General features: G+C 42.8%; 8 protein-coding genes, 1 pseudogene and 1 CRISPR repeat array. All 9 genes and pseudogenes read right to left on the reverse strand.

All coding sequences use genetic code 11. From position 1 onward, the window contains the following. Positions 1-152: 152 nt before the first annotated feature. Positions 153-2,210 (reverse strand): TIGR03986 family type III CRISPR-associated RAMP protein, encoded by a 2,058-nt coding sequence (locus QD47_RS24550; protein ID WP_044648578.1) that lies wholly within the window; start codon positions 2,208-2,210, stop codon positions 153-155. A 15-nt stretch (positions 2,211-2,225) separates the two neighbouring features. Further along, on the reverse strand, positions 2,226-2,930 hold the full coding sequence (gene csx19, locus QD47_RS24555; RefSeq protein WP_044648579.1) for a type III-D CRISPR-associated protein Csx19: 705 nt from the start codon (positions 2,928-2,930) through the stop codon (positions 2,226-2,228). Then, positions 2,927-4,486 carry an RAMP superfamily CRISPR-associated protein gene (locus QD47_RS24560; protein WP_044648580.1) on the reverse strand — a complete coding sequence of 520 codons (1,560 nt, stop codon included), beginning with the start codon at positions 4,484-4,486 and terminating at the stop codon, positions 2,927-2,929. Before QD47_RS24560 ends, csx19 begins: the two co-directional genes overlap by 4 nt. Then, positions 4,479-6,707, reverse strand: a complete 2,229-nt coding sequence (locus tag QD47_RS24565) for an RAMP superfamily CRISPR-associated protein (protein ID WP_044648581.1) — start codon at positions 6,705-6,707, stop codon at positions 4,479-4,481. Before QD47_RS24565 ends, QD47_RS24560 begins: the two co-directional genes overlap by 8 nt. Continuing rightward, the gene (locus QD47_RS24570) at positions 6,704-8,425 is read right to left on the reverse strand and encodes a Cas10/Cmr2 second palm domain-containing protein (protein ID WP_044648582.1); all 1,722 of its coding nucleotides are present in this window, start codon (positions 8,423-8,425) and stop codon (positions 6,704-6,706) included. Before QD47_RS24570 ends, QD47_RS24565 begins: the two co-directional genes overlap by 4 nt. Beyond that, positions 8,422-9,438: a DUF6602 domain-containing protein gene (locus tag QD47_RS24575; protein WP_044648583.1), complete on the reverse strand. Its 1,017-nt coding sequence runs from the start codon at positions 9,436-9,438 to the stop codon at positions 8,422-8,424. Before QD47_RS24575 ends, QD47_RS24570 begins: the two co-directional genes overlap by 4 nt. Before the next feature lie 17 nt (positions 9,439-9,455). Continuing rightward, complete coding sequence (cas6, locus tag QD47_RS24580; protein WP_044648584.1) at positions 9,456-10,358, reverse strand: CRISPR system precrRNA processing endoribonuclease RAMP protein Cas6; 903 nt, start codon at positions 10,356-10,358, stop codon at positions 9,456-9,458. A gap of 945 nt (positions 10,359-11,303) precedes the next feature. Beyond that, a pseudogene (locus tag QD47_RS24585) lies at positions 11,304-13,852 on the reverse strand (LamG-like jellyroll fold domain-containing protein). Between the two features lie 233 nt (positions 13,853-14,085). Continuing rightward, positions 14,086-14,801: a CRISPR direct-repeat array (repeat unit 33 nt; unit sequence ATTTCAATCCACGCACTCCATACAGAGTGCGAC). Between the two features lie 181 nt (positions 14,802-14,982). Then, positions 14,983-15,273 carry a CRISPR-associated endonuclease Cas2 gene (gene cas2 / locus QD47_RS24590; protein ID WP_014281197.1) on the reverse strand — a complete coding sequence of 97 codons (291 nt, stop codon included), beginning with the start codon at positions 15,271-15,273 and terminating at the stop codon, positions 14,983-14,985. Positions 15,274-15,281: the final 8 nt, after the last annotated feature.

The raw sequence follows: 15,281 nt of genomic DNA on the forward strand, positions 1-15,281 counted from the left end.
ACACGACGACTATTTAGCGTACCTCAATCGACATGTTTTCGACAAATCTGGGGTGCGAAGCTCGCAGGATTTTCATGTGAGCTTCACATTCTCACCTCGAAATATATTGACTATCTCCTAGTATTATAGTCGTTTTTACTACGTTTTGTCTTTTATTTTACCTTTATCTTTTTTAGCCAATTAGATGCTTCATTAGCCGACATTTCTTCTTGTATAGTGGGTAGAACTTTCTTATCATGCTTCGCGTTCTCAGTAAACCATCTATGTGAAGCCTCTTCATTTACATTATTTTGCTGTTCTCTAGGCTCTGTCGTTCTCTCCAATCTTATTTGTGGATACGAAATTGTAGCCGTGGGTTTGCTCTCCCAGCCTGTAATAAGCTTCAAATCTTTCATAGCATCACTTTCAGGCAACTCCTCACGACATGTATCAGGGAATTGTTTCATGAACCATTCTCCTGTTTGTAAATCAATAGTTCGTTGCATGACTTGTTCAATTTTTAACTGTATACTTCCAAAACCCAAGGGTTTACCTCGCCCAATCTTGTGTGAACAAGCCGAATCATTAAAATCAAGGCTCCACTTTAATTGATTCAATTCATCCCAGGTCAGATGTTCATAGTACACCTTAAATTGAAAAGCTGGACACTTTTCATGATTAAGAGGGCGAACGCCGACAGTCATATTTGTATTTATATTTTCTTTCAGAAATTCAGTCGATTTACCATGTAATTTGTCTTTGTGCTGTTTCCAATTCTCACTATGCCAATAGAATTTCCGTCCGCGAATACCAAATGCTGAATCTTTTATTGGTGTCCTTGTTTTCCCTTCCTTCTTAACCAAATAATCATATGTCCAAAATAGCGCTCCCTCTTGATAATCCGACGGTTTTTTTGTATAAAACTCCACGGCCCCAGGTTTGGGTTCTCCCATCGCTGGTAAACGAATATCCCCGCGATAGTAATCTTTTCTTTCTTTCAACAGACTCGACTCCAATAGGGTTGCATCTGTAAATCTAACTCTTGAGCCTAGAGCCTGCCTAGCTGTACGGCTCCTTGTGTTCTGCTCATCTGGAGGGATCATACCGAACAGCGCACAAGCCGGACACACACAATGACGATCTTCACACGGTTCATAACCACCATTTTTAGTCAGCATTTCTTTGATTTTTGCATAATATACTTGTTGTGAGATCATAGAGGGTGATAGATATTGAGCTTGATTTCCATTTGCTGCTGAATAGAACACAAGGATATCTTCTTTATTCTTTATTTTGGATAACGTTTGCTTTTTATAAGCTGCATATCCGGTATGAGGTGAACCCTCTTTTTTTTCATTATTATTTTCCTCATAAAGATTCAGGACAGCCTCAAAATTGTATATTGTCTTCTCATCTACCGTTAGCTTGTTATACTTTCTATGACTCTCTTTTTCAAAATAAAACACGGACTCGTGATGCTTTTTCGTTCCAAAAGGTTCACCCTTGTGTAAATATCCCTCCTGCCATAAATTATCCATGTCCTGGGTGGGTTCCCCTACAAAAAAATCATCAACTACATAAGGCATATAATATTTATTGTCATACTTATTATCAGACTTTTTAAAATAAATTTTTTGACCTTCATCATAACCATTATATTCCTCATTGCTCATAAATTTGCCGTGTTTATGTTTATCGCCGAGTTTATCAAACCGCCTGTTCAACATGATTCGATCACACGAATAAACAAACCATTTTTTTTGATTTGTGTCATATCTTAATATACCAGGCTTTTTAACATCATTTGCCGCTGAACGCCGGTGCAGGACTCGCCCAGTATCTATGGTAGATAGACACCCATTAAACGCTGCCTCAAATACGCTTCTCACCACACCACGAATCTCTGAACCAGGAATGACAGGTACGCTATATACTTCCTTTCGATCTCCTGGCTTACAATGGCTTAAATCATCATAAGAAAAGAAATCATAGCTCTTTTCATATTTATCATCATTTTTGCTCTTCATATTACTTAAGACACATTCTCCTGAAGAATTTGGAATGAATATAGGCGTTTTCAGATGAATTGAGCAATCTATATAACCCGAGTAAAGTTCCTTTCCCTCTTTGTAGGCATTTATAGGTTGTCGCTCACATTGAGCTTCTAAAGGAACAAAATTATAGGGATTAATAAATCGCTCTTCTGGAGCTACTCCCTGATTTGACTTCATTTCACTTCTCTCCTCTCAATCACAATCAACGAAATCAACAAAACGTTCATCTATGAACCGATAAATTGGCGTATAGGTTCCAAGTCCATTAGCAACCGGATTAAAATCAATGTAATTCCGAATCTGAACTGCTTTTTGTGCACCTTGCTTAAGTTCTCCTGGAAAATACAGCCTGGTTCCCCGCGCGGCAACTAAAGGTGTCCATTTGTGTTCTTGTATGTCGTTGAGCTTCGATTTGGAAACATCCGCCGAACCCCAAAGTTTATGTTTCTCGTCGAGGCTACTCCAAGTCTGTGGGCCTGACTGTTCAAAATCACCTGATAACTCGGCCTGATCTGATAGATTTACTTGATCATGCTGATCGTCAGAAGCAGAAGCGTGACTATGATTGTCTTGGAGCAACCGCAAACGGAATTGTTGACCCACACGAAGGGCACGAAGCTCCTGATCCACATTGAAAATTCTCAACTCACGTAATTGCTTCACATCTTCTATTGATTTTAACTCCTTAACGTCCCAAGACTGAGCATGACCCATCCATAATTGTTGATTATAATACCGACCTATAGCTACCTGATCATTCATGACCCCATATACATAAGTTTCTGAGGTATCGCTTGGCATGACAAACCACTGCTGTAACAATTCAAGAAGATTACTTTCTTCTACTGTCTTGTAAGATACAAAGGTTTTTTGTTCCATGATGGTTAATGTACTCATGTATTCGCTCCTTGCTCTATATGTTCAGCTTGACACCACTTCAAGGCAGCAAGATAGTAAGGGCTATATGCTGATTCTAGTAAAGGCTGTCCGTCCAGGGTAATCGGTTTAGTGCTATCTTTTGAAAATAATCCACGTCCAATTGCTGTTTCCCCACCGACTGCAAGCAAGCCTTCTTCCAAGTCACGTACAATCCACAGTAGTAATCCACAAATAGCCGCATCTGAAATCAGGTAGCTTGTTCTTTCCCAACGTAGCACTAGCTCTGTAGCTCCACCCACCCAAGGTACAGACGTGAACAAAGCACCTTCAACCGTTCCTCCGGTGAATCGATCAATTTTGTTCCTCGTCATGGTCAGTGGGTGCCCACCCGCTACGACGGATTCCTCTACTCGAATGAGTGATGCAATAAGAGAGTTGGAATGGGTTCTACCATTGTCATTTCTTTCAGCACCGATACGAGTCCCAAATAATTGCTCCAGCTTCCCTCGTCTCATTTGCCCATCTGTCACACCCACTTCTTCGAGCAGAACATTAAGGCGTTCTCTGATGGCACCCATCCAACTGGTTCCAGGAATCACTGCTGGATTCTCCTGTCCATTCCCTGCTTGGCTACGCTTACGAAGTTGCTCAAAAACTGGAACCCCATTTTCCTGAAAGCCTTTTGTCAAATAACTGCGAATCATAAGGGTATGACGAATTTGCAAGGGCACCACCAGCTTGCAGTACCTTGAATTGCCAGGTTCTCCCACACGTACAAAACCTGGAAGCTTACTGCTACCTGGTTGCCAATGCTTGATTTCCGTTTGTTTGTCAAAAGCATTCTCATGTCGCCAATCCCATACAAGCCATTTCGTTGCTTGCCTTCGGTCGGTATAATCAAATCGGCGCATATGTACCTGGTTAATCTGTAATTTACCAAATCCTCTGCGACCTTTGGCTCCAATTGTAAGATCACCGCTTACCAAACCATCTATTAATTTCATTAAAAGATTGGCCACTGATGCAGCAATATCTACATGTCCGGACTGTTGTCCAAGATGAAGGTTGTCGGTATCTCGTCGCAGCCATTCCAATCGCAATATAAAGCCTGCGCCAGCTTCAACCATTTCTACTTCGTATTTCCCTTCATCTTCTGCTGACTTATAGGAATCAAGCTTAACTCCATCACGAATTCCTATCACTGCGCACTCTTCTTCCAGAGACATATCATGAATAATTAACCGGCTTTGTTGTCCAGCATCCGTGAGACCCGTTGGAGTGGATATTGCTGAAGATCCGCCGAATAGAAAATGAAGAACCTGCTGATCAACAGATGTGTTGTCTGCCCCTTGTACATTCTCTTGCAAAAAATGACGGAATGCGCCCGCTAATGCACTTCCAGGTACGAAAGGACGACCCGTATAATCGACAATGACGTCACTATCTGTATTCCGGTCATCACCTGAGCCTGCAAGTAAGGGGGACCCCAGACGACCTGTTAATTGGATGCAATATCGCTCGGTAATCTTACCCGTCAGTTTGAGATGCTCTGTAGGCTTTGATTGCTTATTCATTCTTTTCTCCCCTCACCTTCCATATCAGCGTTCTAAAGTACCCCTCTTTAAAGGCTTTGCTACTCAAATTTCCTTTTTGAAAATTTTCAATGACTCCCTGATACTGGGGCTTCACATCTTTAGCAGTCATTTTTTGGAGTTCTTTCTCTAAGGTTTCTTTAGTGGTCAAGCTTTGGAATAAGTCCCGTAGCTGATGAAGCTTGGTCAATCCAAGCCCCTCGGTTTTCACTTTTCCAGCACATTCCCGTCCTTTTGCATAATCGCGATCATACGTGCTGATTCGCTTTTCCAGCTTTTCATACGCAGAATCTGATTGAAGCTCGTCTTGTATGGAATGACCTTCACCTTGTTGATGATCATCAGCATAAATAGTAGTGACATTCCATGCTTCTGCTGCTGTTGGAGCAGCTATTACCTTAACTTGTCCACAGCCTTCCTCGGTCAACTCTCCCCAGCGTATTTGCTCAATTTGTTCAGGCCCTACCGTTAGTGTATCTTCCAGTGTGATCGTGAACACCGAACCAACGTCCAGCATTGGACGTTGCGATTTGGGCATACGCCATTTCGAGTTGTAACCCGAGACTGTACCAAATTTCAGTTGGAGTTCTGTAGTCTTAATGTCAAGAGCAAGCCTTGTCTTCAATTCTTCCAGGAAGAAAGCAGGATTCGCCTCCACGCGCCCACTTGCATCAGCCAGAATTAGTGGAGTGAGCAGACTAATTGTAAAACAATTCAAAGGATTCCGCTGCCCACTCACGGACATCAATAAATTAGGCTGTGAAGCTACAGAATCTGCCTTAAAAGTGACATTCCCATACTCTGCTGTACGAGAGCGCCCTAGCCGAAGCTGGTTACCGTTTTGCTTAATACATGATAATAGTTTATTTAAATCTGCTATATTTCCACGAAGCGTCCCTGAGAAGGATTGATCCTTTTTCAGTGCTACATACTGATAGAATTGCCCCATATTGGGGCCATGATCAGAACCCAGTGCATGTCCATATGACCGATCAAGTGGCCGTGCATGATGCATACGCACTTCTTTTTCCGGTTCGTATTTCAGTAATTGTGTAGTTCCTGAATTTCCTTCTGCTGAAAGTTGATCCAGATAGACATAGGAGTTAATGCCTCTAAACTCCATATTATTCAAATTTTTATTACTAGAGTTCCAGTTCGCTATATTTGCCTTATCGTAAGCTGCTTCTTCGTTTTTAACACCTTGCCAGCTAACTGGACAAGGAATGAATACTCTGTCAGCTACGGTTGGAAAAGCATATCCGAACTGCACTCCTCCATTCAGAAAGATTCGTGCAAAATCTTCATTCGTATGGGCTTTTCCACCCAGCCCCTGCTGGTTTATATACATCCCTGCCAGTGCCCCCAACATAGCCGAGCCTGGAATGCAATTCGCACTACTGTAATATAGCCCGCCTTGACCAGGGATTAATACCGGCTGATCCAGGTGCAATGTATACGGCAGTTCCGTGATTTTCTCTGGAGGACCGGAAAGAATGGGTGTTATTTGCTGTTCTTGTTGCATCTCATCATGTGATTCATTGATCCAGATTAGCTGACAACTGACCTCACCTAGCCCTCTTGTATTCCCTAGCCCTATTCCACGTAAGCCATTGACACAATCTGTTAGTAATTTTACATAGTTTTTAGTTTTATTCGACCGATTTTTCTTGTCGCTCTCTTTACCGTTACCAAGACTTTCTTGAATGATAACTTGACTTCTGAGCACTATCCCCTTATGCAACACACGTATTGTACGTAATGAATGGGGTTGTGCTGTTCCGCTAATCGGGTCCATTGCAGTGCGAGTACGTAATTCCGTTAGTTCATTGAGAATATTCTGCTGTTCCTGTTGGGACCTACTTTGAGCCTGACTTAAAAATCGGTCATAATCTTCAATCCGGACGACGTCACCTCCTGAATCTTTGTCGGGGATTTCGTAGAGATGAGCGTCGTGAACTTGTAGTAATCCACCATGCTGTTGCCCAATTGTTCCAAAAAGAGCGTTCATCTCAGAAGAACCAGCTATCCCCCAATCGAGCAAATTCTGCCCAACGGCGCGTAGACAGCCTTTAATTCGCTTGGATGGAATGATAGGCAATCCTGCTTCAGTCGCTATATCTGTATCCACCATCCCAGCGATGCTATCACCTGTAGCCGCACATAATTCACTATGAAGTGTAATTTCTAACCATGCTTGTATCATTGAGTCTCCCCCACTCCGTCCAAACTAAACACCGCTGACTTATACAAATCTATCAACTCAAGTGCATCAAAAATAGTCGCATGTGGGTGGTCAGACAGTTTCTCTTCAGCATAGTCCAATTGCCCAACATAATTTTGCTCCTTAGCTTGATAAAGCTGCTTAAGATGCAGATTTCGAGAACGCAATTCGTCGATAAAAATATCCAGTTTCTCCCCATTAGCAAGATACTCACGATAGAGTCTGTTCAACCACGTACTCGGCCAAATAGCCTCCTGATCGCTATGCCCCTGAATATGTTCCAGGCATGTATGCAGCAAGTTAAATGAATCGGCTGCCATTGGATCTGTTGATAATTTTGGAGCCGACACGAGATACGGGCGACCGTACTGTTCATCTTTTTTAAAGGTGAGATTGTTACGAATGTCCTTCAACTGTTGTACATAGCTTCCCCGAACCAAATGAAAGTCCAAATAGCTATCACTTTCCCGGTGACAGTCCTTCTCTTTGTGTCTCTTCTTTTTTGCTTCTTTACAGCATTCTTCGGCAATATCATAGGCAATGCTGAACGGAAAGTGACTATGTACTATCGCAATTCCAGCACAGGCAGACAACGAAATGCGTTTATCTTGTTTATCCAACTTAAGCTTCGTTGATTCCAAATCCTGTAGAAAAGCCGCCGCCATCGGAACCGCCAAATCAGCTCGGCAAATAAATGTTAAATCGTCACCATCCATAATCAAGGGTCGAATGGGTAACATATTTTCCTTTAAGATTGAATCAACACATGCAATATGTTTGATGACTCGGTAGAAATTCTCACGGTACCCCTCGGATATCTCCAACGAAAGTTTCCTCATTTCTACAACAGCTTGTGCATACGAAACATTATCATTTTGCAAAACTTCCATCTTATTCTTAAGCTGCTGCCCCATCCCGTTACCATCAATATGTACAACGGCTACATAACCATCCTCTCCAGTTGAGCGAACCATATCTTTCATTTCAAAACCCCACTTCAAACCTTTCAATTCTTTGGGCAAAGGGAATATTTCATTGAAGTGGCTGCTAGCATCACCCACTTTTGGACGTTCATCATCCGCCGCCTGACGTTTTAGTGTCTGGACTGTTGAAATCCCTTCTCCGCTCTTCCTGTCATGAGAGGTGACCGGTAATCCGCCAAAGCTCTCTTGCTCGGATATGGGAAAAGCACCCGCCGGACGTTGCCGCAGCATACCCGCTTTAACCCGCTCCAACTCCCCCTCCAGTCGCATTCGGTCAGTACCGAACTGATCAGATTTACCAAAGCTAGTCTCGATATGCGCCACTGCCATAGAAAGTGTGTATGTTGTCTCAATGATCCGCTTTGCAAACTCAACGTTCACCTGTTGAAAGTAATTCCGATCTCTGTATGCAACAATGGCACTCCCCCCACCGATATATACAATTTCAGCCGCTAATATAGAATCCTTATGTGCAATATCAAAAGATTCCTCGGCTTCTCTTTTACCTTCTCCTACCCTCTGATACCATTCGAGTTTCACTTGAGCTTGGGTTTGGTCAGCAACAGCTTGCATGACTTCCGGCAAGTCATTTTTCAGGATTTCCCCTACAATACGAGATGCCCCAACATTTTCACGCAGTCGATTGGAGGCAAAAATATATTCCTGAATACCACTGATGTCATAGATCGCAAGCAGTCCTTGTGTGGAGGCTGTCATCGTTTCGTTTCACCCTTTTCTTTATTTTTTTGTTCCTTCTTTTGTTCTTTTTCCTGTACTATTTTTTTGTACTTGGCATAGTTTTCGTTGAACATTGTCGCATAAGCTTGATGTGGAAACGGGATGGGATTGTTGATCAACATAAGTAGTTGGTTCAGCTGGAAGGTTAGAGACAGAAGAACGTTTTCTACTTTTTCATCAGTGTCAGCCACTTTTTCACCCACTTTTAATGAGGATAATTTCTTGCCCATCGGCTTGATCGCTTTCTCATCCACAAGTTTTCTATACTTTTCCTGCTCCTCTTCCCCATAGCGTTCAAGACCGTAATGATTCAAATCTTTATACCACTCGCTGTAGTCTTTATCTTCGTTGTTCATTGTTTTTTGTAGGGCATTGTTCTCACCCACATTTAATACGATGTCAAATTCCTTATAAGTAGCTTTAGTAATACTCGCACCTTCTACAGATGTACAAAGAATCAGGATTGGACGTGTCGAGGTCTGCCCCTTGAATTGCGTTGATTGCTCGAGTCCATTGTCACACAAGCCACCTATTATGCGATAGACAGAGTCAAGGGATGTTTTCAGTGGCTTTATCGTCTTCGCCCAGTCACTAGCATCGCTAGTAGATTTACTCTTACATTGAATTGCTACAGCAACTGCCTCAATGGGGATAAACTTTATATTTCCAAAACAAAAAATATACGGGGTGTACTGTTCATCAAAAATAGCTAAATCTACTTCCGCCGAAATGTTGCCAAATGAATCAATAATAAACACACCCTGGTCAATACAAAACTTCTTGGGGATCATGGATCTAAACAATTCGCCCCATACTAGTTCACGAGTAGTCCCAGTGGTTAGATTATGACTAGGGATTTTGAGCTTTAATTGACTAACAATCGCTTTCCCCTGATCAGTATAATTTTCTGTAATAGCTTGAATTGTTTCTACAGGTGATACATGCGATTCAGTTGAATCTTTTTGATCTGTTGTTTGTGTTAGCTTACTCATTTTCAGCTTCCCTCTTCCTAATTATAATTCACCTGGTAGTGCCCAAATCCAATCGTGGCGTTTTTCCCAATATGAAGTTGTTCGCCAGCTTTAAGAATTGGTGTAAAAGGTGTTAAATCCCCCTCGTACTGCGCCCAGCCTTTGATGGCTGGAAGAGGCAGTTTTCCCCCTCTGGTCATAGAATAACGTTCAAAATCCACCTGTTTCCAATCTGCTGCAACGGTTCTAATTTTGTTCGCTTCATTCAACATCGCCTGCTCATCCCATTGCAGGATGTGACCTGTATAGGCGTGCGAAAGCAACGCAATCCTCCGCGTAAGAGAATGAATCATCTCCGCAAAAGTTAATTGCCTGCGCAATTGTTTACTTACCAATATGCGAACCGGGCTATCAAAGCGGACGACGGCAGTATGGGCACGACGTTGCTCACAACTTAGTGGACGTGGTAGACAATTCCTCATCCATAATTTACTTGAACTCCAAATCAGAGCCTGACGTTCAGGGTCTATGATCTGCTGAAGTCGAAAGGGTAGTCTAGCCGATCCCCAACCTTTATTTTCCATATCCAGTAACGCATCAATAAAAAGACCTGCATGTTCCGTTGCATCACCAATTAGCGTGATATCGAATTGGCACTCATCCTGTGGTTCCCATCGTAGCTTGTCTCTGGTAAGCGAGTGAATCACATAAGGATTTACAGCACCTGCTTCATTTCCTGGTGAGCAAAAGTTTTTAGCATAAGCACAGTCTGGCGACAGTTCACATTTATGACATTGTACATTAGGTCGCGTGCACACAAATTCCCGGATACAATGACCCATAATTCCACGTAACGTAGAACCCAGGTAGAGGGGTAATTCTCCTTTGCCCTCAGCGGTAAAAACCACTCGAAGTGTTAAAGTATTGATGTGTTCAAACATGTTGATCTCCCAACTGTATATTTTTTCAGAGAAACTCTTCGTACCCTTGTGATCCCTTGAAATGCCTCTGCATAAGCATAGTGAGAGAATAACATGGGATTATTAAGCAGCATTAGGAGCTGGCTCATAGACTTAGTAGATTTGTTCTCCTACCCTTGCTTCTTCAACAAATAATATCCCACTAAGAAATACGACTTCAAACCTAGTTCCATACAAATCCTATAAGATGAATATACAAGCCTAAAGTACCAGTAATATGAAATATTATACCTTCAAAAGACAATAATAGACATATTATTCTTCGTAATTCTACATTTTCATATTTACTAGATTTTCATCAATCATAAAAAGCCCATTCCAACCGTATTTTCGTACAGTCTCGAATGAGCTCTTCATATAATTCTTATAATTTCTCTACTAATGCTTGGACTTCGTCCCGGCAAGATAAATCACTATGTTTATTATGAAAAAATTGGTTCCACAATCGACAGCCTGTGTAGCGTAAGGCACCACACGATATGTTCATGTCAATACTTGAGACACGACACTGATTATACCGATGCTGAACTTACAGTAATTTCAATCCACGCACTCATATGGAGTGCGACTAAGTGGGAAACGTTTGATTGGAGTCTTATTTTCGGATTTCAATCCACGCACTCATATGGAGTGCGACAGCGAAAATGGGCCAAAACAAACCCGTTTCAGTTCATTTTAGCGTAATTTTGACCATAAGGCATCAAAAAAAGCATGTTCCCTTTATGATGCATTCACAAATCATTCACATTCGACAGAATTTCGACAAAATCTGAGGTGCGAAGGACCCGGGGAATTCATGTGAGCTTCACATTCGCACTGAGTATGCTGCACAAAAAGAAGAAGCATACACAGTAATCTCTCACTGGAGATGCTTCTTCTCAACCTCTCATATCTATCAGTCTAGGTTCATTTCACCTTGGCCAGCCCTGCCACCTGAGATGGAGGAAGCGCCCCTGCGAATATACTTAACTCATCAATAGCGCCTTTAAAGGCAGGGTCCCACCAGTTAACACCCAAGCTGAACGTTCCTGCTTTGGATGTAAATACTTCTGGAAATCCTGTTCCTGCAAACTGGGGTTTGCCGTTCACGTACATGGATAATACTCCATTGTCTACAGTGAAGGCGAGATGTGTCCACTCATTGGTTTTGATTTTCATACCGGTGCTGCCGGTATACCAAGGCGAGCTACCGGACCAAAGCATCGTGTTGTCTCCCTCGGGACCTTTGGGCAGCAAGCTAATCCAGTGATTACTATCCATAGCTCCGAAAAAAGTGGGGTATACAGCGTCAGCTCACTCGGATGAACCCACAGGGACACGGAATATGCAGAACTGGATATAATCCCTTGGGGCAGCTTAATTCCAGATTTTCCATCCAGCAAGACCGCTTGACCACTTGTACCCTCCGTGTAGGTGACAGTTCCTCCTTCGCGATCAATCCGGTCACCGATGACCTCACCATTCGCAAAAGCAGCTTCACTATCCTCAAGATTATTTTCAAATTTAAATTGTGCGGTCAGCGTTGCCATCTCATAAGGAGATACTGTAATGTTAAAGGCTTTGTTCTTACTGCTCTCCCCTTTGGAAATCGTAGCGGTCAGAGTGGCTGATACAGCCTTTTCTCCGATTTCAGGACGTTTAACCTCGCCTGTATCAGAAATGACGCTCGGGTCTGAACTTTTCCAAGTAATCGAGGTTTGCCGACTTCCTTGCTTTGGAAGGGATACATTGGCTACTAACCGACTTGTATCACCAAGGTCCAACTCACCATATACACTTTCAACCACTGTTGCATCCGTCGAAGGAGCGAACTGACTCCCCCAGGCCATTTCCCCTGTTTTGGAAACAACCGTAAATGTCATAACATATTGCTTGGTATAGTCATCCCATTGTCTAATGAAAACTCCGTCATATACGGTGCCTTCCAGCGTCAGCTGAACACTCGCGTCTCCTACCTTACGCCACGTTCCTTGTAGCTCACCTGTGACGGTGTGATCTGCTTTTAGCTGAATAAACTGCGCTTGCTTGATCGCCGCCGACGTATCACTGCCATGATTGATATACTGATAATCTCCAACGAATTGATCCTCATCCAGTTCTGTAAGATTCTCACCACCATAACGGTAAGGAGCTACTACAGGCCAGCCTTCCTGGTTCATGAACATCTGGTGTATGCGCAATTCATGCTTCTCTCCCTGCTGAGGAAAGCGGGTATGAAAGACAACAAACATTTGCCCGTTATCAGGATCGGTATAAGCAGAGTTGTGGCCAGAGGATACGTAGCCATAGCCAATTCCTTCGCCTGGATCACCAATTTTACTGTTGAACAAAAAGTTACCTATTAGCTTGTTGCCAAAAGCGGCATTCTTGGTGTTGGCAGGTAAAACGGCGTTCTGTCCCTTGGCATCCTTATAAGGTCCTGACGGATTTTTGGAACGGAATAACCTCATGTTATATCCACCATCCAAGGCAAGTCCGCCATAGGTTACAAATAAATAGTAGTAGCCCGTCTCTTTATTGTATTCAATGTAAGGGCCCTCTCCTGATTCCCCATATCCGCCCGCAATTTTGGTGCCAAAATAACGATCAATCAGCCGACCATCCTTCGTCGTTCCGTCTCGACCTGGATAGATAGGCTTTCCTGTTGCTTTATCCAGCTCTAGTAAAAAAATCCCTCCAGACCATGATCCATATGTCATCCATAAACGCCCTTCCGTATCATAAAAGATAGCTGGATCAATCGCATTCGGAAACATTTTATTTGCGTAAGAACCATCTGCGTTGAACCATCCCGCTCTTGGACCTTGCAGCTTGCCTTGATCAACCAACTGTTGGATCGGCGTGTTGGTCCATTTTTTATCCACTTTGCTGTCCTTGTCGTAGGCACTCTCCTTCGTGAAACCAGTATATACAATTGTATCCACATATTGATAAGGACCTTCGATTTGGGGTGCAACAGCAACACCGATCGCGGAACGAATGTAGGTAGAAGACGCACTATAATAAATCATATAAGCCCCTTTTGTCCCATCGTCATTGACATAATGCTCATTCCAAAATACATCCGGCGCCCAGACCGAGAATCCTCCCTTGCTGTCCGAATCATTTTCCCCTGCCCAAGCAAAGGAACCTGCGAGATTCTTCGATAAATCCCCAAAAAGCGTGTTTCCCGGAGTTGTGTAACCGTTTGCAAAAGAAGTCCAGTTTTTAAGATCCTTGCTCTTCGCCGCCGAAATATGTGAACCAAACACATAATAAGTATCGCCGTCTTTGACGATGGAGGGATCATGAACGGATACCTCGGAAAAAGCGGGCGCATCCTGCTTATCCTTCTGCTCAGATAGTGCAGCGGAAGCGTCACTCATTCCCAATGAAGACCCTGCAATCATTAGTAATAATGCTAACGTTATTAAAAAGCCTCTCTTGATTCCATTTGCTGCAACCCGCCTTTTCATCCTCATCTGCCCCTCTCTGGAATTGGAGTACAGCGATATATATTCTACATTGATTAGCAAATACCTTTATGTTTTCAAGAATCATAAAGGTATTTGTAAAATATATTTTGAGTAGATAAGAGGATTTTCGTTGTTTTCTAGTTTGTTTAAAATGGAAGGAGTGTGTGGTGGAAAGGTACACTCCCTACTGAGTGCGACCTTTAAAGGAATTAGCAAAGAAAGATGTTGTGGTAATTTCAATCCACGCACTCCATACAGAGTGCGACTAAAAGGTCTTTCCCCTCCAAATCAAGACGGGAAACAATTTCAATCCACGCACTCCATACAGAGTGCGACTGACTGGCGTAAAGACGGCTTCGACTGACCTTAACATTTCAATCCACGCACTCCATACAGAGTGCGACGCGTGCAGCCTGGAACGCTGCTCAGGGTAATGCTCAATTTCAATCCACATACTCCATACAGAGTGCGACGACAATCATCATAGATGTCTGCCATACATCGGAAATTTCAATCCACGCACTCCATACAGAGTGCGACTCACCAATATTCCTGTTCCAAAAAAGGCAACACTATTTCAATCCACGCACTCCATACAGAGTGCGACAGGAGGTAGACAATGTTTACACCAAAAGTATGGTATATTTCAATCCACGCACTCCATACAGAGTGCGACCAAAACGTAATTTTCCACTATCTGTAGGGTCTAACGATTTCAATCCACGCACTCCATACAGAGTGCGACTCGACATAAGTTCCGCTAATCTGTTGAGCCTTTATAAATTTCAATCCACGCACTCCATACAGAGTGCGACCATGTATATCTCTCCTTTATAGGTAGTAGGGGGATTTCAATCCACGCACTCCATACAGAGTGCGACGGGATGCGCTCCAGCAGCGAGTAAAGGAATTACAGATTTCAATCCACGCACTCCATACAGAGTGCGACAGCGAAAATACAGCAATTGATACTCTAATGATATCAATTCCATACATTTTCGCAAAAAACGATGCTAAAAAAGTTTGAATCCACCCTTGACTTCTATTATAGAAAGTGGATTCTAATCCTTTTCGACAAATTTCGAGGTGCGAAGGATCCGGGGTTTTTATGTGAGCTTCACATTCGCACCTTACAGAATCAGCGGGCTTTCCATATCGTAAGCTTCTTTTGCACCCATATGCTCTACCTTCTTTTTATAGTTATCTCCTAAATTGTAGAAACGCAGGCTGTCTTCTTTTTTGTCTATCAATTCTTCTAATTCATACTTCAAACGGCGAAACTGGGTCGAATCCAAAATGCACTCAAACACGGAATTTTGTACCCTTTGTCCGTGATCTACACACTTTTTTGCAACCTTGGCCAATCTTTTTCTGCCTTCCCTGTCTACTGTGCTTACATCATACGTAATTAGAATTAACAAGATCACAC

The organism is Paenibacillus terrae (assembly GCF_000943545.1).
GTDB lineage: Bacteria > Bacillota > Bacilli > Paenibacillales > Paenibacillaceae > Paenibacillus > Paenibacillus terrae_A.

What these genes read in the sequence shown, in the direction of transcription:
- QD47_RS24550 (WP_044648578.1), bottom strand. Translation starts at nt 2,210, where the DNA reads ATGAAGTCAAATCAGGGAGTAGCTCCAGAAGAGCGATTTATTAATCCC.
- csx19 (WP_044648579.1), bottom strand. Translation starts at nt 2,930, where the DNA reads ATGAGTACATTAACCATCATGGAACAAAAAACCTTTGTATCTTACAAG.
- QD47_RS24560 (WP_044648580.1), bottom strand. Translation starts at nt 4,486, where the DNA reads ATGAATAAGCAATCAAAGCCTACAGAGCATCTCAAACTGACGGGTAAG.
- QD47_RS24565 (WP_044648581.1), bottom strand. Translation starts at nt 6,707, where the DNA reads ATGATACAAGCATGGTTAGAAATTACACTTCATAGTGAATTATGTGCG.
- QD47_RS24570 (WP_044648582.1), bottom strand. Translation starts at nt 8,425, where the DNA reads ATGACAGCCTCCACACAAGGACTGCTTGCGATCTATGACATCAGTGGT.
- QD47_RS24575 (WP_044648583.1), bottom strand. Translation starts at nt 9,438, where the DNA reads ATGAGTAAGCTAACACAAACAACAGATCAAAAAGATTCAACTGAATCG.
- cas6 (WP_044648584.1), bottom strand. Translation starts at nt 10,358, where the DNA reads ATGTTTGAACACATCAATACTTTAACACTTCGAGTGGTTTTTACCGCT.